The sequence below is a fragment of the Streptomyces sp. NPDC018964 genome, from assembly GCF_044390325.1.
Lineage (GTDB): Bacteria > Actinomycetota > Actinomycetes > Streptomycetales > Streptomycetaceae > Streptomyces.
On sequence record NZ_JBIRYZ010000027.1, the window covers coordinates 34,067 to 52,132 of the forward strand.

Annotated in this window: 11 protein-coding genes and 1 tRNA gene; 7 read left to right on the forward strand and 5 right to left on the reverse strand. The window is 72.0% G+C overall.

The features are described 5' to 3' along the window. Positions 1–12: 12 nt before the first annotated feature. Positions 13–83: transfer RNA gene (locus ACH5AO_RS31700), tRNA-Gln, on the reverse strand. Between the two features lie 6 nt (positions 84–89). Then, positions 90–962: a hypothetical protein gene (locus ACH5AO_RS31705; RefSeq protein WP_398930693.1), complete on the reverse strand. Its 873-nt coding sequence runs from the start codon at positions 960–962 to the stop codon at positions 90–92. A gap of 167 nt (positions 963–1,129) precedes the next feature. Here ACH5AO_RS31705 and ACH5AO_RS31710 point away from each other — a divergent pair, with 167 nt between their 5' ends. Next, positions 1,130–2,440, forward strand: coding sequence for a sensor histidine kinase (locus ACH5AO_RS31710; RefSeq protein WP_398930695.1), 1,311 nt, complete (start codon positions 1,130–1,132; stop codon positions 2,438–2,440). A gap of 22 nt (positions 2,441–2,462) precedes the next feature. Here the strand turns inward: ACH5AO_RS31710 and ACH5AO_RS31715 are convergent, their stop codons facing one another. Both ACH5AO_RS31715 and ACH5AO_RS31720 read right to left on the reverse strand, forming a co-directional pair. Beyond that, positions 2,463–2,957 (reverse strand): SUKH-3 domain-containing protein, encoded by a 495-nt coding sequence (locus ACH5AO_RS31715; protein WP_398930697.1) that lies wholly within the window; start codon positions 2,955–2,957, stop codon positions 2,463–2,465. Between the two features lie 48 nt (positions 2,958–3,005). After that, positions 3,006–3,533, reverse strand: coding sequence for a YwqJ-related putative deaminase (locus ACH5AO_RS31720; RefSeq protein ID WP_398930699.1), 528 nt, complete (start codon positions 3,531–3,533; stop codon positions 3,006–3,008). 352 nt (positions 3,534–3,885) lie between these two features. Here ACH5AO_RS31720 and ACH5AO_RS31725 point away from each other — a divergent pair, with 352 nt between their 5' ends. The 3 genes from ACH5AO_RS31725 (at position 3,886) to ACH5AO_RS31735 (ending at position 8,585) form a co-directional block, all read left to right on the forward strand. Continuing rightward, a complete protein-coding gene (locus tag ACH5AO_RS31725) occupies positions 3,886–4,905 on the forward strand; it encodes an SMI1/KNR4 family protein (protein WP_398930701.1) in 1,020 nt (339 codons plus the stop codon). A gap of 9 nt (positions 4,906–4,914) precedes the next feature. Next, the gene (locus tag ACH5AO_RS31730) at positions 4,915–7,497 is read left to right on the forward strand and encodes an SUKH-4 family immunity protein (protein WP_398930704.1); all 2,583 of its coding nucleotides are present in this window, start codon (positions 4,915–4,917) and stop codon (positions 7,495–7,497) included. Between the two features lie 203 nt (positions 7,498–7,700). Next, positions 7,701–8,585 carry a cellulose-binding protein gene (locus tag ACH5AO_RS31735; RefSeq protein ID WP_398930706.1) on the forward strand — a complete coding sequence of 295 codons (885 nt, stop codon included), beginning with the start codon at positions 7,701–7,703 and terminating at the stop codon, positions 8,583–8,585. A gap of 69 nt (positions 8,586–8,654) precedes the next feature. Here the strand turns inward: ACH5AO_RS31735 and ACH5AO_RS31740 are convergent, their stop codons facing one another. Next, positions 8,655–10,148: an MFS transporter gene (locus ACH5AO_RS31740; protein ID WP_398930708.1), complete on the reverse strand. Its 1,494-nt coding sequence runs from the start codon at positions 10,146–10,148 to the stop codon at positions 8,655–8,657. Between the two features lie 436 nt (positions 10,149–10,584). On the opposite strand from ACH5AO_RS31740, the gene ACH5AO_RS31745 reads away from it, so the two are divergent. The 3 genes from ACH5AO_RS31745 (at position 10,585) to mfd (ending at position 18,044) form a co-directional block, all read left to right on the forward strand. Continuing rightward, entirely contained in the window at positions 10,585–11,424 is an 840-nt protein-coding gene (locus ACH5AO_RS31745) for an ABC transporter ATP-binding protein (protein ID WP_398930710.1), read from the forward strand. Then, positions 11,421–14,000 carry an ABC transporter permease gene (locus tag ACH5AO_RS31750; protein ID WP_398930712.1) on the forward strand — a complete coding sequence of 860 codons (2,580 nt, stop codon included), beginning with the start codon at positions 11,421–11,423 and terminating at the stop codon, positions 13,998–14,000. Before ACH5AO_RS31745 ends, ACH5AO_RS31750 begins: the two co-directional genes overlap by 4 nt. A 486-nt stretch (positions 14,001–14,486) precedes the next feature. Next, on the forward strand, positions 14,487–18,044 hold the full coding sequence (gene mfd, locus ACH5AO_RS31755) for a transcription-repair coupling factor (RefSeq protein ID WP_398930714.1): 3,558 nt from the start codon (positions 14,487–14,489) through the stop codon (positions 18,042–18,044). Positions 18,045–18,066: the final 22 nt, after the last annotated feature.

Below are 18,066 nucleotides of genomic sequence, written 5' to 3' on the forward strand. Positions count from 1 at the left end.
CTTGAGCGTGTGCTCCCGGGGGAGGACTCGAACCCCCATGATCAGAGCCAAAATCTGACGTCTTGCCCTTAGACGACCCGGGATTACCGCTATGTCCGATTTGCTAGATCGGCTGCAGTGGCAGCCCCTACTATGCCGTACCACCAGCCTTCGATGCGACGGTACAGCTCGGCACCTTGCAGAACGGTGATCACGAGGCAGCCGCGATAGCCGTCGCCGACGTTCTTGCGGACGGTCTTGGGGTTGTGCTTCTTGAGGGTCGTTTTCTGGAGCAGTGGGACATCGACGCCCGGCAGGTCGGCCCAGTAGCTCTCGGCGCCCTCGATGTCGGCCGTCTCGTGGATCATGACTCTGTAGCGCAAACGACTGCGCTCCACTCCCAGCAGGTCCAGCCAGGTGAGGTAGATACGGATTACGCCGGGATCGCTGTTGACGAACTGCACGTTCTCGCGCCTGGCGTACGGCTTGTCCTTCGCGCCCTCGGCCCAATAGAGGGCCACGCCGGCAATGAACAGTTCACGCTCGGTCAGCGTGCCGATCTCGCTCGCGGCAGCCTCCTTGGTGCGCTGCCGCTCCTCCTCGCGCAACCGGAGCGTGGCTTCCCAGCCGCGTCTCGCGATCGCCGAGGCTTCCTCGCGGCTTCGTTTCCGCTCCGGCTTCGGCAGATCCCGTACCCACAGTGAGATCGAGCTCTTGGAGCAGCCCAGTTCGACCTGGATCTGGTCGTACGTCCAGCCCTGGAGCCGGAGCTCCCTCGCCTTCTCCCGTAGGTCGTCCTTCGCGTTCGGCCGTTTCGTCCATTCCGGGGCCGGCTCGCCCTGGAGGAGGCGGTTGAGGATGTCGTTGTTGTCGACGTGGAGCCGGTCGCGGATCTGGCGTCGGCTCAGTCCCGCCCGTCGCAGCGCCACCGCCCGCTCCCGCAGGCCTTCGAAGTCGGCGTATTTGCCGGGTGCATGTGTCACACGCATACCGTCCGGGCGGAATGGTTGATTCCCCCCTCGAACGGTGTCCGATTCAGCAGTTCGAGTGATTTCGGGCCGTACCGCATCCGAACGGTCACCCTGTGTGGTGTGATCCGGGCGTGGAAACTCGCCGGAAAAGCGGCGCTGTGCGCCCGTAGGCTGGACGCATGACCACGACGGGGGAAGAGCGTGTGGCGGCCCGGGGAGGGCCGTGGTGGTGGGACAGGCGGCGTAGTGCCGTGCTGGATGCGGGGCTCGCGGTGGTGTCCGCGGTGGAGTGCGGGCTGGAGGGGATCCCGTTCGCGTGGGAGGCGGGGATTCCGGCCGGTGTGGGGGCCGTTTTCGGTGTGCTCGCCGGTTCCGTGCTGCTGGTGCGGCGGAAGTGGCCGATCGCGGTGGTGCTGGTGGCGATCGCGGTGACGCCGGCGGCGATGGGTTTCCTGATGGGTGTCGTGGGCCTGTATTCGCTGGCCGCGTCCGAGGTGCCGCGGCGGATCATCGCGTCGCTGGCCGGCATGCAGTCGGTGGGTGTGCTCGTCGTGATGTTCGTGCGGATGCGGCAGAACCTGGCGCGGGGGGACCTGGAGGTCGAGGACTGGATCGTTCCGTTCGCGTCGATCACGACGGCGATCGGGGTGACGGCGCCGCCGTTGCTGCTGGGTCTGTACGTGGGGGCGCGGCGGCGGTTGATGGAGAGTCTGCGGGAGCGGGCGGACAGTCTGGAGCGGGAGCTCCAGTTGCTGGCGGAGCGGGCTGAGGAGCGGGCGGAGTGGGCGCGGGGTGAGGAGCGGACGCGGATCGCCCGTGAGATGCATGACGTGGTGGCGCACCGGGTGAGTCTGATGGTGGTGCATGCGGCGGCGTTGCAGGCGGTGGCGCGGAAGGATCCTGAGAAGGCCGTGCGGAACGCTGCTCTGGTGGGGGACATGGGGCGGCAGGCGTTGACGGAGTTGCGGGAGATGCTCGGGGTGCTGCGCTCGGGTGGGGACGGGGGGCAGCGGCGGGAGCGGGCGTCGGTGCCGTTGGCGGCGGTGGGGGTGGCCGCGGCGGCTGCGGCGTCTCGTGCGGTGGAGGAGGGGGAGGGGCCGTGTCTGTCGGAGATCGAGGAGTTGGTGGGGCAGTCTGCGGCTGCGGGGATGGTGGTGGATCTGTCGGTGGTGGGGGAGGCGCGGTCGTGTGCGCGGGAGGTGGAGTCGACGGCGTACCGGGTGGTGCAGGAGGCGTTGACGAACGTGCACAAGCATGCGGCGGGTGCGAAGACGTATGTGCGTCTGGCGTACCGGGTGTCGGAGATCGCGATGCAGGTGGAGAACGAGCCGCCGCCGGAGGTGGAGGCGGCGGGGTCGGCGGGGTTGCCGTCGGGGGGGAATGGTCTGGTGGGGATGAAGGAGCGGGTGTCGGCGTTGGGTGGGGTGTTCGTGTCGGGGCCGACGGATGCGGGGGGTTTTCGGGTGTCGGCGGTGATTCCGGCGTCGTAGTGCGGTCGTCGTCTCGTGGTGTTCAGCCGGTGGTGAGGCGGGTGGGCTGTATGCCGGAGACGAGGGTGGTGAGGGCGTGGTCGATGTCGGGGCCGAGGTACCAGTCGCCGGTGTGGTCGAGGGCGTAGACGCGGCCGTGGGCGTCGATGGCGAGGAGGGCTTGGGTGTCGGTTTCGGCGCCGAGGGGGCAGACCTCGGTGTCGAGGGCGCGGCCGAGGTCGCCGAGGGTGCGGGCGAGGTGGAGGCCGTGGAGGGGGTCGAGGTGCAGGGTGGCGGGGGCGATCTGGCGGCCGGGGCCGTTGGGGGTCAGGTGGAGTCCGCCGAATTCGGCCCAGGCTTCGACGGCTGCGGGGAAGACGGTGTGGCGGTGTCCTGCGGGTGAGGTGTGGTCGCGGAGGGTGTCGGCCCAGATTTCCGCTTGTTTGATGTCCCAGCGTCCGGGTTGCCAGCCGGCGGCGCGTAGGGCTGCGTCGACGGGTACGGCGAAGCGGGTGGTGGAGGTGCGGTCGGTGTGCATCTGCTTTTCGTGTGTCGGGGTCGTGGGTGGTGCGGGGTCGGGGCCGGGTCAGTTGGTGGTGGCGGGGTCGATCATGCGGATGCCGAAGTGGGCGGTGAGTGCGGTGCAGGCGCGGCAGGGGGTGGCGTAGGCGCCGTGGAGGGGGTCGCCGTCCTCGCGGATGCGTCGGGTGGTGAGTTTGGCGTTCTTGAGGCTTTTGCGGGCTTCGCCGTTGGTCATGGGTTTGCGTGCGGCGCGTTTGCTGCGGGCGCTGTCGGCGGTGGTGATGTGCCGGGAGATGAGGATGGTTTCGGCGCAGCGGCCGGTGAAGCGGTCGCGTTGGTCGCTGGTGAGGGTGTCGAGGAAGTCCTGGACGAGGGGGTGGAGGGTGGGGGGTGTGTCGCCGCGGGCGGCGGTGCAGGTGAGGGTGGCGCCGCGGACGGAGAGGGCGGCCGCGATGGTGGGCAGGATGCCGTCGCGGCGGTGGTGGAGGGTGGGGGTGTGGGGGGTGTCGGTGGCGCTCCAGCCGATGCGGGGGTCGCCGGAGCGAGGGTTGCCGGTGGGGCCGCTGTGTGGCCCCGTCTGCGTCACGTTCATGATCATCATCCCCTCCCGAGCATCCCCCCGGAGGTCACAGGGTGCCAAATGGCGTGGCTGATGCGGAAGCTGGGGCGGGGCGACACGCCCGGGTTTGGGCGGGCTGTCACGGGAGGGTGACGGCTGGTCACGGAAGTGGAGGGGTGGATGGCCGGCGCCGGTGACCGGTGTCGTCGTACCGCATAGGCTGTCGGCAACCGCGGTCCATGCGGTGATCCGTGCGGTTGGGTGTGCGGGCGCCGTGGGGGTCGTGGCGGTAAGCAGTCGAGACAGACGTGACAGTCGAATACGTTCCGTGGTGGTCCGGAGGCGGGCGGTGCGGGGCGTCAGAGTGCCGCAGGGGGCAACCGCGATGACGACAGGTCGGCTCGGGCTGGGTGTGCCTCCCGGCCGCCAGGCCGGGGGACGGGCCGCGCCGCCGAACGCGGCTTATGCCGGGCAGGTCGTGCACTTCCCGGATCCGGTGCGGGCGGCGCGTCACCCGCGGGGGGTGCGGGTGGATGAGCGTGGTTATCCGGATTTCTCGCCCTATGCGCGTGCGGCCGCGGAGGTGGCGGAGCCGCCGGGGGGTTTCGGTGTCGACGAGTTGCGGTTGACGGACTACGTGTCGGCGAACGCGGCGTTGGCGGCGAGTGGTCATGAGTTGTGGGACACGGTGCCGGCGGTGGCGACGCCGCACGGGTGGACGTGGCATCACGTGGTGGGGTCGCGGCGGCTGGAGTTGGTGCCGGTCGAGGTGAAGGCGTTGCTGCGGCATCACGGTGGGGTGGCGACGTCGACGGTGGACCACGGCAAGCGGGGTACGCGGCCGTTGCAGGAGACGCGGCCGGCGCATTTCGGGTTGCCGAAGTCGGGTGTGGCGGTGACGGAGTCGCAGGTCCTGGGGGTGGAGGAGGATCTCGGGTACCGGTTGCCGGGTGCGTACCGGTCGTTCTTGAAGGCGGCGGGTGGTTGTGCGCCGGTGGGGACGGCGTTGGACGCGGAGCTGGGGCTGCTGGTGGACCAGCCGTTCTTCACGGTGCGGGACGAGGCGGCGGTCAATGACCTCGTGTATGTGAACAAGTGTCTGCGTGATCATCTGACCAAGGACTATCTGTGCGTCGCTTTCGTGCAGGGTGGTCTGCTGGCCGTGAAGGTGCGGGGTGAGCGGCAGGGGTCGGTGTGGTTCTGTGCGTACGACGACGCGCGGGACGTGGATCCGTCGTGGCCGCCTGCTGAGCGGGTGGAGCGGTTGTTGTTGCCGTGCGGGGACGATTTCGATGTGTTCCTGTCCCGGTTGGCGGGGTCTCCGCCGGAGCTGGAGACGGTGGCGAATCTGATGGTGGACGGTGGGTTCGCGCGTGCCGTTCCGGTTTCTTCCGCGGGGGAGTGAGCTTCGGCGATGGTGACGTTCGCGCAGGCGCAGGAGCGTGCGGAGGAGTGGGTCAACGGGGAGGTGCCGGCGTATCAGCACCGTGAGGTGCGGGTGCGGGAGTTCGGCCTCGGGTTCGTGGTGTGGGCGGAGGACCGTGCGGACGGGCCCCGTTCGGACGGGGGTGCGCAGCGGCTGGTGATCGCCCGTGACAGTGGTGAGGCGACGTTGTGGCCGGCGTTGCCGGTGGGTGAGGTGATCCGCCGGTACGAGGAGGAGTACGGCCGTGACGGTTCGGCGTCCGAGCCGGTGCCGGCGCCTGCGGCGCGGGTGGATCTGAATCAGACGTCGTTCTTGTTGAGTCCGCCGGAGTGGTTGCAGGAGGCGGCGGACCGGCTGGGGATTCCGGACAGGCGGGGGGAGGGTTCGGGGGCGGGTGCGTCCGCGGGTTCGGCCGGTGGTTCGGATACGGGTTCGGCTTCGGTCGGTGGTTCGGGTTCGGGTTCGGAGGTGTCCGCGGGGTCTGCTTCGGGGGCGGGGAGTGGTGCCGCGTGGCCCGTTGCCGGGGGGAGTGGTTCTCCCGCGGGGGCGGGTGTGCCGGCGGGGGCGACTCCGTGGGCCGGTACGGACACCAATGCCGATGCCGGTGAGGACCGTTCCGTTCCGTTGCCGGAGACCGTGTTCGCGCCGCAGCTGAGCGAGTCCGGTGACGACGTTCCGCCGCCCGTGGCTCCGCCGGAGGCGAAGACGGCGCTGATGTCGGGTGGCAGCGGGCTTCCGCCGACGGCTGTCGCGCCGGTGGTCGGGGATTCCGGTGCGCCGCAGGGGGTGCCGGGTGCGCCGCCGCCCACGCAGGGGGGTGCGCCGTACGGGCCCGGTGGTGCGCCTGCGTCCACGCCTGCGCCTCCGCCTCCGTCGGCTGGTCCGGGTGTGCCGGAGCGGCCGCTCGCGCCGAACGCCGGGGACATCGCGGACGCCGCGACCAGCAAGGCGACTCCGCCTCCGCGGCGCGGCTCGGGCGCGGTGGCCCCGCCGCCTCCTCCGGGTGCCCCGGGGGCCCCGGGTGCGCGTCCGGGGGGTACGCCCGCGCCGCCGTCCGCTCCGGCGGGCGGGTACGTGCCGACGCAGATGGTGCCGCCGCTCGGCCCCGACGGGCCGGGCACGCCGGGTGGTTCGACCCCGCCGCCCGGGACGCCGGCCCCGCCTCCGCCGCCCGGTGGTGTCCACCACGCGGCGACGATGCTCGCGGGCCCGGGCGGCACGGGCCCGGGCGGTCCCGGCGCGCCCCAGCCTCCGGGGCCTCCCGGCGTTCCGGGTGCTCCCGGCGCTCCTCAGCCGCCTGGTGCTCCTGGCGCGCCTCAGCCTCCGGGGCCCCCCGGTCCCCCCAGTCCCCCCGGTGTTCCGGGTGCTCCTCCGCCGCCGGTTCCGCCCGGTGCTCCCGGTACGGCCGGGGGCGGGCGCGGGCCCGTGCATCACGCGGAGACCGTGCTGGCCGCGCCGCCGGTGGCCGGGCCCGGTGCGCCTCCGCCCCCGGCGCCCCCGGGCGTGCCCGGCGGGATGCCCCCCGGTGTGCCCGCGCCCGGGGTTCCCGTGCCGGGGCGGCCGCCGGCGTACGGCTATCCGCAGCCGCCCGCCGGCCGGCCGACCGTCGGCCCCGGCTACCAGGCCGTGCTGCGCTACCGCGCGCAGGACGGCAGCGAGCAGCAGTTGATACGGCGTTCGGCGCCGGGTACGCCGCACCCGGAGTGGCAGATCTTCCACGAGCTGCGCGCCATGAACGTGCCGCCGGACCAGGTGCTGGAGCTGCACACCGAGCTGGAGTCGTGCGAGCTGCCGGGTGCGTACTGTGCGCGGATGATCCGTGAGCAGTGGCCGCAGGCGCGGATCACGTCCATCGCCCCGTACGGCACGGATCACGCGAGCCGGCAGCAGGGCATGGGGCAGTTGCTGGCCCATCAGGGGGAGTTGCACCAGGTGGCGGACGGTCCGGCGCGTCCCGCGCCGGTGCGTGCGCCGATTCCGCCGGTGCAGCCCGTGCCGCCGGTTCCGCCGGAGGCGGTCGCGCAGGAGCTGGCGGGGGCGTTCGGGCCGGGTGTGTTCCGGTTCGAGCAGGCGGCGGTGTCCCGGCAGGGTGTGCCGCCGGTCGTGGCGCACACCCTGGTGGTGGCAGGGCTGCCGCTGGACATGGGTCCGTTCTTCTGGGCGCAGGCGCAGCCGGGACGGCCGGTGCCGACGCTGGCGGAGCTGGCGGCGGAGCGGGGTGTGCAGCCGGCCTCGGACGCGGGTTCGTACCTGGTGATGGGCAGTGACTTCGGCAAGGCGATCTGTGTGCAGTACGGCACGGCGAACATCGTCGCGGTGCCGGTGGAGGCCGGGCCGGGTGGTGTGCCGGTGCCGCCGCAGTTCGTGAACACCGGTCTGCCGGAGTTCGCGCGCTGTCTGGCGCTGCTGGGCCGGATGTGGCGGCTGCGGTTCGGGCTGAACCAGGAGCAGGCGGGCCGCTGGACGGTGGACTTCCAGGCGCAGCTGGCCGCGCTGGACCCGGCGGCGCTGGGTTCGCCGGAGAGCTGGTGGTCGGTGCTGCTGGAGCAGATGTGGGACGGGTTGTTGTGATCCGTCGCGGTTGAACCCCGTGTGAGGTGGGGAGCCGGGCCCGGTCGTCAGGACGACCGGGCCCGGCTTTTGCGTGCCCTCCTCGCGGAGTGTCGCGTTATGAACACTTCCGTGTCATCCACCAAGATGTGCGCGATTCATCCCATTTCGTGCTCGGTCTTTCGTGCTGGGCTTCGTGTCCGTCGGTGGAGAGGGGTTCCAGGGTGAGCAGCGCATCGGTGTCGTCGCAGGGCTTCGAGCTCGTACGGGGGCGTGGTTACCGTCCCTTGCAGGTGATCGCGTTCGTCGAGGCCCTCTCGGGTGATCGTGACGCCGCCTGGGAGCGGGCCGCGCGGCTCACCGTCCTCGCCCGGGAGATGGAGGAGGAGCTGGAGCTGCTGCGGGTGCGGGTGGCGGGGCTGGCGCCGCAGACGTACGAGTCGCTCGGGCAGAGCGCGCGGCGGCTGTTCGAGCTGGCCGGGGAGGAGGCGGCGGACGTACGGCAGACGGCGCGGCAGTACGTGCGGGACGTGACGGACCTGGCGGAGGACGACGCGGCCGGCGTGCGGGAGGCCGCGCGGGCGCACGCCGAGGCCGTACGCGCCGAGGCCGATGAACACGCGGGGGAGGTGCTGCTGGCGGCCCGCGCGGAGGCCGACCGGATCCGGGCCGAGGCCCGGGCCGAGGTGAAGGAGCGGCGCGCGCAGACGCTGGTGGTGCTGCGGGAGATGCGGGAGCGTACCTCGGCGGTGCTGGCCGAGGCGGCCGGGGCGCAGGCGGAGCGGCTGGAGGCGGTGGCCCGGGAGGAGGCCGCGCGGGTGGCCGCGCTGGAGGCCAGGAACGCGGAGGCGGAGGAGCGTGCCGAGGGGGTGCTGGCCGAGGCGCGGCAGGTCTTCGCCGACGCGGAGGAGTCGGCGCGGCGCTGCGCGGAGGAGGCGCGGGAGCGGGCGGCGGAGCTGCTGGCCGAGGCGTGTGTCCGCGCGGAGGGTGTCGCGCGGGAGACCGAGCGGGTGCTGCGTGAGCACGCCGGGAGGCGGGAGGACGTACAGGCGCAGCTGGACCAGGTGTGCGCGGGCCTCAGCGCGCTGACGGGGCGGACCGTGGAGTGATCCGGCTCCGGGTGGGGGTCCTGTGCCGCGGCTGGGTGCGGAAGGGGGCGTTCGGGGTGCGGGGCCCGTTCAGTCCTTGAGCACAGGGAACGTGCGCGGTGCGAGGACCAGCAGGAACAGGAACGCCAGTGCCGCCGCGCCCGCCGCGCCGAGGTAGACCGCGTGCACGGCGTCCGCGACGGCCCGGCGGGTCGCCTCGGGGACGGTGCCCGCGTCCAGGGCGCGGGTGACGGAGTCCAGGTCGTGCGCGCCGCCGAGGCGTGTGGCCAGGACGCCGTTGGCGACCGCGCCGAAGAGGGCCGCGCCGACGGTCTGGCCGGTCTGCCGGCAGAAGAGGATCGACCCGGTCGCCGTGCCGCGTTCCTCCCATTCCACCGACGACTGCACCCCGATGATCAGGGGCAGCTGGAACAGGCCGAGGGCCGCGCCCAGCAGCAGCATCAGCAGGGTCGGCTGCCACGCCTCGCCGGGATAGGGGAGGAAGGTGAACGCGAGGAGGACGGCCGCGGCCGTGCCGATGCCGAGCATCGCGGTGTCGCGGAAGCCGATGCGGCGGTACACGTGCTGGCTGAGGGCGGCCGACACCGGCCAGGTCAGCGTCCACACGGAGAGGACGAATCCGGCGGCCACCGGGGAGAGGCCGAGGACGGACTGGGCGTAGGTGGGCAGGAAGACCGTGGGGGCCACCATCAGCAGGCCCAGGGCGCCGAAGGCCAGGTTGACGGCGGCGATCGTGCGGCGGCGCCACACCCAGCCGGGGATGATCGGTTCCGCCGCGCGGTGTTCCGCGACGACCACGGCCGCCAGGAGCGCGGCTCCCGCCGCGAACAGGGCGAGTGACGGTGCGGACAGCCACGGCCAGGCGACTCCGCCCTGGACGAGCGCGGTGAGCAGGACGCCCCCGCAGGCGAAGATCGCGGTCGCGCCCGCCCAGTCCACGCGCGCGTGGCGGGCTTTCTCCCGTGACGGCTCGTGGAGGTGACGCACGATCAGCCACAACGCCACCGCCCCGACGGGCAGGTTGACGAGGAAGATCCAGCGCCAGTCGGCGTAGGAGGCGAGCAGTCCGCCGATGCCGGGGCCAGTCACCGCGGAGAGGGCCCACACGGTGGAGAGGCGGGCCTGGATCTTCGGGCGTTCCTCGAGCGGGTACAGGTCGGCGGCGAGGGTCTGCACCGTGCCCTGGAGGGCGCCGCCGCCCAGGCCCTGCACGACGCGGAACGCGACGAGCGCGGCCATGTTCCAGGCGGTGGCGCACAGCAGCGAGCCCAGCAGGAACAGGGCGGCGCCCGCGACGAGGACCGGTTTGCGGCCGAAGGTGTCGGAGAGCTTGCCGTAGACGGGGAGGGTGACCGTGACGGCCAGCAGGTAGCCGGAGAAGAGCCAGGAGAAGTAGGAGAAGCCGCCCAGGTCGCCGACGATCTGCGGGACGGCGGTGGACACGATGGTGGAGTCGAGTGCCGCCAGGGCCATCGCGAGCATCAGCGCGGCGACGACGGCGCCGCGCCGTCCGGTCGCGGCGGATCGTCCGCTGTCGCGTGTCACCGGTCTGGTGCCGTCCACCCGGAGTTCCTTCCTCGCTGCTTGCCCCTTGCACGTGTTCGCCGCCGGACAGCTTCGCACCCGACCCGCGCGTCGCGGGAGGGCGGATGCGGATGGGCCGGTGGGATGAGCCGACCCTGAGACGGTGTCCACCCGCCGGAGGAGAGCCCTTAGGGGTACCTCCGTACTACGGGTCGGGGAGGGTTCGTACCGGCGGAGGACGAGACGGGGCGGGGGTCTTCCTTAACCTGGCTTTACGCCGCTGGGGGGCGGCGCACCGCACCGGCGGGGGTGGGGTTTTCCTCAGTACAAGACTGCGCTGAACACCAGGGCGCGGGGCCCCTGCCGGCCGTCAGACTGAATCACGTCGCACGAACACGCACGGAGCGGCCGCCGGGTACGACGGGCGGGCGACGGGGCACCGCTTTCACTTGCTGACCGATATAGGAGACTTACCGTGACATCGGCTGTGACCATTCCCGGGCACGGGGGCGATTCAGAAGGTGCGGCGCGAAGCGCCTCGATGAGGGGTGGCGGCCGGGTGGCGGGAGGGAGTACGGCCGTTGCCGCGCGGGCGCGGCAGGTCGTGAAGGCGTACGGGTCGGGCGAGACCCGTGTCGTCGCCCTCGATCACGTCGACGTGGACATCGCCCGCGGCCAGTTCACCGCGATCATGGGCCCTTCGGGGTCCGGCAAGTCCACGTTGATGCACTGCCTCGCCGGGCTCGACACCGTGACGTCCGGGCAGATCCACTTGGACGAGACCGAGATAACCGGTCTGAAGGACAAGAAGCTCACGCGGCTGCGCCGGGACCGGATCGGGTTCATCTTCCAGGCGTTCAACCTGCTGCCGACACTGAACGCGATCGAGAACATCACGCTTCCCATGGACATCGCCGGCCGCAAGCCCGACAAGGCGTGGCTGGACCGGGTGGTGGAGACCGTCGGGCTCGCGGAGCGGCTGAAGCACCGGCCGACGCAGCTGTCCGGCGGCCAGCAGCAGCGGGTCGCGGTGGCGCGGGCGCTGGCGGCCCGGCCGGAGATCATCTTCGGTGACGAGCCGACCGGGAACCTCGACTCCCGCGCCGGTGCCGAGGTGCTCGGCTTCCTGCGCCGCTCGGTGGACGAGCTGGGCCAGACCATCGTGATGGTCACCCACGACCCGGTGGCCGCCTCCTACGCGGACCGGGTGCTGTATCTGGCCGACGGTCGCATCGTCGACGAGATGCACCAGCCGACGGCCGATCAGGTCCTGGACCGGATGAAGGACTTCGACGCCCGGGGGCGTACGTCATGACCGTCCTGAAGACCTCGATGCGCAACTTCTTCGCGCACAAGGGGCGCATGGCGCTGTCGGCGGTGGCGGTGCTGCTGTCGGTGGCGTTCGTGTGCGGCACGCTGGTGTTCACGGACACCATGAACACGACGTTCGACAAGCTGTTCGCGGCCACGTCGTCGGACGTCACGGTGAGCGCCAAGGGTGCCTCCGACAGCGGTGAGACGACCGCGGACAACGGCAAGCCGCCGGTGATACCGGCCTCCGTGCTCGACGAGGTCAAGGGCGCGGACGGCGTGAAGTCGGCCGAGGGCACGGTGTTCTCCACCTCGGTGACCGTCGTCGACGCCGACAAGGACAGCCTCTCGCCGACCAGCGGCGGCCCGACCATCGTCGGCAGCTGGAACGGCAACGACGCCCGCACCATGAAGATCACCGAGGGTGCGGCGCCCGAGGGCGCGGACCAGATCATGGTCGACGCCGACACCGCCGACAAGCACGACCTGAAGCTCGGTGACGAGATCGGCGTGATCACCGTGGTCGGCACGCACACCGCGAAGATCTCCGGCATCGCCGACTTCACCGTCACCAACCCCGGTGCCGCGATCTTCTACCTGGACACGAAGACCGCGCAGCGGACCCTGGTCGGCGAGAGCGGCGTCTACACCAACGTCAACGTCACCGCGGCGGCCGGCGTCAGCGACGAGCAGCTGAAGAAGGACGTCGCGGCCGAGCTCGGCGGCGCCTACAAGGTGCAGACCGCGGAGGAGACCGCGGAGGCCAACCAGAAGGACGTCGAGGACTTCATGAGCGTCATGAGGTACGCCATGCTCGGCTTCGCCGGGATCGCCTTCCTCGTCGGCATCTTCCTGATCATCAACACCTTCTCCATGCTGGTCGCCCAGCGCACCCGGGAGATCGGCCTGATGCGGGCGATCGGCTCGTCCCGCAGGCAGGTCAACCGCTCGGTGCTGGTCGAGGCGCTGCTGCTCGGCGTCCTCGGCTCGGTCCTCGGAGTCGGCGCGGGCGTGGGGCTCGCGGTCGGTCTGATGAAGCTCATGGGCATGATGGGCATGGACCTGTCCACGGACGACCTCACGGTGGCCTGGACGACCCCGGTGCTCGGACTGCTCCTCGGCGTCGTCGTCACCGTGCTCGCCGCCTACCTGCCCGCCCGGCGGGCGGGGAAGATCTCCCCGATGGCCGCGCTGCGCGACGCCGGCACCCCGGCGGACGCCAAGGCCGGCTGGATACGCGGCGGGATCGGCCTGGTCCTCACCGGCGCCGGCGGGGCCTGCCTCTACCTGGCGGGGACGGCCGACAAGGCCACCGACGGCTCCCTGTGGCTGGGCCTGGGCGTGGTGCTCTCCCTGATCGGCTTCGTCGTCATCGGACCGGTGCTGGCGAGCGGTGTGGTGCGGGTCCTCGGCGCGATCCTGCTGCGGGCCTTCGGTCCCGTGGGCCGCATGGCCGAGCGCAACGCCCTGCGCAACCCGCGTCGCACCGGCGCGACGGGCGCCGCGCTGATGATCGGTCTGGCGCTGGTGGCGTGCCTGTCCGTGGTCGGCTCCTCCATGGTCGCCTCCGCCACCGACGAGCTCGACAAGAGCGTCGGCACGGACTTCATCATCCAGTCCGACACCGGCCAGTTGATCACCCCGCAGGCCGTCGAGGCCGTGAAGAAGTCGCCCGGGGTGGACCGGGTCACCGAGTACAAGTGGACCGAGGCCGACTTCACCACGCCCGACGGCAAGACGCTGAAGGACACGGCGATCACGGCGGCCGATCCGACGTACGCGACCGACCTGCGGATCGAGACGGTTGCCGGGAAGCTCGGCGACGCCTACAGGCCCGACTCGATGTCCGTCCACGAGGACTTCGCGAAGGACCACGGCATCAAGATCGGCTCGAAGATCGAGATCGCGTTCAAGGACGGCGAGACGGGCACGCTGACGGTCCGGGCCATCACCAGCAGTGAGGCCGTCATCGACGCGGGCGCGATGTACACGTCCATCGACACGCTCGCCACGTACGTGCCGGCCGAGAAGATGCCGCTGGACATGCTGCTCTTCGCCTCGGCGAAGGACGGGCGGACCGACGCCGCGTACACGGCGCTCAAGGACGCGCTGCACGACTACCCGCAGTACACGGTGCGCGACCAGACCGACTACAAGGAGGCGCTGAAGGACCAGATAGGCCAGCTGCTGAACATGATCTACGGTCTGCTGGCCCTGGCGATCGTCGTGGCGGTCCTCGGTGTGGTGAACACCCTGGCCCTGTCGGTGGTGGAGCGGACCCGGGAGATCGGCCTGATGCGGGCCATCGGCCTCTCGCGCCGGCAGCTGCGCCGCATGATCCGCATGGAGTCGGTCGTGATCGCCCTCTTCGGTGCCCTGCTGGGCCTCGGACTGGGCATGGGCTGGGGCGCGACCGCGCAGCAGTTGCTCGCCCTGGAGGGCCTGAAGGTCCTCGAGATCCCGTGGCCGACGATCACCGGCGTCTTCATCGGCTCGGCCTTCGTGGGCCTGTTCGCCGCCCTGGTCCCGGCCTTCCGGGCGGGCCGCATGAACGTCCTGAACGCCATCGCCACCGACTAGCCACCGCATACGGGGGTTGCGGGGGAAACACCCGGCGCCGGGGGGGGGGGCGGGGGGGGGGGGCCGCCGGGGGGGGGGGGGGGGGGCCGCCCCGGGGCGGGGGGGGGGGGGGCGCGCGGGGGGGCGGGGGGGGTTCCGGGGGGGCCCGCATGAACTCCCTGACCCCACCCCCCCCCCACTCCCCCCCCAATCGGGGGGGGGCGGGGCAACCCCCCGGCGCGGGCCCGCCCGGGGGGCCCGCCCCGGCGCCGGGTCGTTCCGTTCGGCCCGGCCGGTGTCCGGGGGCGAGGCCCGTCCGGGGTCGAACGGAAGTCCAGGGGGCGGAAACCCCTTGGGGAGGCCGGGCACCGGCGCCGCCCACCGGTCGGTGGACGTTGTCCACAGCCCGGGCACCGGGGGTCTCCGGCGACGTACGCTGGACAACCCCGGCCCGCCGCGCGCGTCGGGCCCGACGTGTTGCACACCCCCGGACGGAAAGCGCCCCGAATGAGCCTGCACGGTCTGCTCGACGCCGTAGTCAAGGACACCGCTCTCGCGGAAGCGATCGCGGCCGCCACGGACGGCAACCGCATGCACGTCGACCTGGTCGGCCCGCCCGCGGCCCGCCCCCTCACCGTCGCCGCCCTGGCCCGCGACACCGGCCGCCCCGTACTGGCGGTGACGGCCACGGGACGCGAGGCGGAGGACCTGGCGGCGGCCCTGCGTTCCCTGCTCCCGCCCGAGGGCGTCGTGGAGTACCCGTCCTGGGAGACGCTGCCGCACGAGCGGCTCAGCCCCCGCAGCGACACCGTCGGCCGCCGCCTGGCCGTGCTGCGCCGCCTGGCCCACCCCCGCCCCGACGACCCCGAGACCGGCCCGGTCTCCGTCGTCGTCGCCCCCGTGCGCTCGGTGCTCCAGCCCCAGGTCAAGGGCCTGGGCGACCTGGAGCCGGTCTCCCTGCGCACCGGGCAGAACGCCGATCTGAACGAGATTGTCGAAGCCCTCGCCGCCGCCGCGTACGCGCGCGTGGAACTGGTCGAGAAGCGCGGCGAGTTCGCCGTACGGGGCGGCATCCTCGACGTGTTCCCGCCGACCGAGGAGCACCCCCTGCGGGTGGAGTTCTGGGGCGACGACGTCGAGGAGATCCGCTACTTCAAGGTCGCCGACCAGCGCTCCCTGGAGGTCGCCGAGCACGGCCTGTGGGCCCCGCCCTGCCGCGAGCTGCTGCTCACCGAGGACGTGCGGGAGCGCGCGCGGGTCCTTGCCGAGCAGCATCCGGAGCTGGGGGAGCTCCTCGGGAAGATCGCCGAGGGGATCGCGGTGGAGGGCATGGAGTCCCTGGCGCCCGTCCTCGTCGACGACATGGAGCTGCTGCTGGACGTGCTGCCCAAGGGCGCCATGGCCGTCGTCTGCGACCCCGAGCGGGTGCGGACCCGGGCCGCCGACCTGGTGGCGACGAGCCAGGAGTTCCTGCAGGCGTCCTGGGCGGCCACCGCCGGCGGCGGGGAGGCGCCCATCGACGTCGGCGCGGCCTCCCTGTGGTCCATCGCGGACGTCCGCGACCGGGCCCGTGAGCTGGACATGATGTGGTGGTCGGTGTCGCCGTTCGCCGCCGACGAGGCGCTGACGTCTGCCGCTGACGCGGCGGGCGCCCCGGACACCCTCAAGCTCGGCATGCACGCCCCCGAGACCTACCGCGGCGACACCGCCAGAGCCCTCGCCGACACCAAGGGCTGGCTCGCCGACGGCTGGCGCACGGTGTTCGTCACCGAGGGCCACGGCCCGGCCGCCCGCACGGTCGAGGTGCTCGGCGGCGAGGGCATCGCCGCCCGCCTCGACGCGGACCTCGGCGAGATCACCCCGTCCGTCGTGCACGTCGCCTGCGGCTGCGTCGACCACGGCTTCGTCGACCCGGCGCTCAGGCTCGCCGTGCTCACCGAGACCGACCTGACCGGCCAGAAGGCCTCCGGCCGCGAGGGCGCCCGGATGCCGGCCCGGCGCCGCAAGACCATCGACCCGCTCACCCTGGAGGCGGGCGACCACATCGTCCACGAGCAGCACGGCGTGGGCCGCTACATCGAGATGGTGCAGCGCACCGTGCAGGGCGCCACCCGCGAGTACCTGGTCGTGGAGTACGCCCCCGCCAAGCGCGGCCAGCCCGGCGACCGGCTCTACATCCCCACCGACCAGCTGGAGCAGATCACCAAGTACGTCGGCGGCGAGGCCCCCACCCTGCACCGCCTGGGCGGCGCCGACTGGACCAAGACCAAGGCGCGCGCCAAGAAGGCGGTCAAGGAGATCGCCGCCGACCTGATCAAGCTGTACAGCGCGCGGATGGCGGCCCCCGGGCACCCCTTCGGGCCCGACACGCCGTGGCAGCGCGAGCTGGAGGACGCCTTCCCGTACGCGGAGACGCCCGACCAGCTCACCACCATCGCCGAGGTCAAGGAGGACATGGAGAAGTCGGTCCCCATGGACCGCCTGATCTGCGGCGACGTCGGCTACGGCAAGACGGAGATCGCGGTGCGGGCCGCGTTCAAGGCCGTGCAGGACGGCAAGCAGGTCGCCGTGCTCGTCCCCACCACGCTGCTGGTGCAGCAGCACTTCGGGACGTTCAGCGAGCGGTACGCGCAGTTCCCGGTGAACGTGAAGGCGCTGTCCCGCTTCCAGACGGACACGGAGGCGAAGGCGACGCTGGAGGGCCTGCGCGAGGGATCGGTGGACGTCGTCATCGGCACCCACCGCCTGTTCTCCTCGGAGACCAAGTTCAAGGACCTGGGCCTGGTCATCGTCGACGAGGAGCAGCGCTTCGGCGTCGAGCACAAGGAGCAGCTGAAGAAGCTGCGCGCCAACGTCGACGTGCTGACCATGTCCGCCACGCCGATCCCGCGCACCCTGGAGATGGCGGTCACCGGCATCCGCGAGATGTCGACGATCACCACCCCGCCGGAGGAGCGCCACCCGGTGCTCACCTTCGTCGGCCCGTACGAGCAGAAGCAGATCGGCGCCGCGATCCGCCGCGAGCTGCTGCGCGAGGGCCAGGTCTTTTACATCCACAACCGGGTCGAGTCCATCGACCGCGCGGCGGCCCGGCTGCGCGAGATCGTGCCCGAGGCGCGGATCGCCACCGCGCACGGCCAGATGTCGGAGTCGGCGCTGGAGCGGGTCGTCGTCGACTTCTGGGAGAAGAAGTTCGACGTGCTGGTGTCGACGACGATCGTCGAGTCCGGCATCGACATCTCCAACGCCAACACCCTCATCGTGGAGCGCGGCGACAACTTCGGCCTCAGCCAGCTCCACCAGCTGCGCGGCCGGGTGGGGCGCGGCCGGGAGCGCGGGTACGCCTACTTCCTGTACCCGCCGGAGAAGCCGCTGACGGAGACCGCGCACGAGCGGCTCGCCACGATCGCCCAGCACACCGAGATGGGTGCGGGCATGTACGTGGCGATGAAGGACCTGGAGATCCGCGGCGCCGGAAACCTCCTCGGCGGCGAGCAGTCCGGTCACATCGCGGGCGTCGGCTTCGACCTGTACGTGCGGATGGTGGGCGAGGCGGTCGCGGACTACCGGCGCCAGCTGGAGACCGGCGGGATCGAGGAGGAGCCGCCGCTCGAGGTCAAGATCGAGCTGCCCGTCGACGCGCACGTCCCGCACGACTACGCGCCCGGCGAGCGGCTGCGCCTCCAGGCGTACCGGGCGATCGCCTCCGCGAACTCGGAGGACGACATCAAGGCCGTGCGCGAGGAACTCGTCGACCGCTACGGCAAGCTGCCGGAGCCGGTGGAGAACCTGCTGCTGGTGGCGGGTCTGCGGATGCTGGCCCGCGCGTGCGGCGTCGGCGAGATCGTGCTCCAGGGCACCAACGTCCGCTTCGCGCCGGTGGAGTTGCGCGAGTCCCAGGAACTGCGCCTGAAGCGCCTGTACCCCGGCACGGTCATCAAGGCGGCCGCGCACCAGGTGCTGGTGCCGCGCCCGAAGACCGCGAAGGTGGGCGGCAAGCCGCTGGTCGGGCGGGACCTGCTGGGCTGGGTCGGGGAGTTCCTGACGTCGGTCCTGGGTTCCTGACCCGTACGGGAGGGGCCGTCCG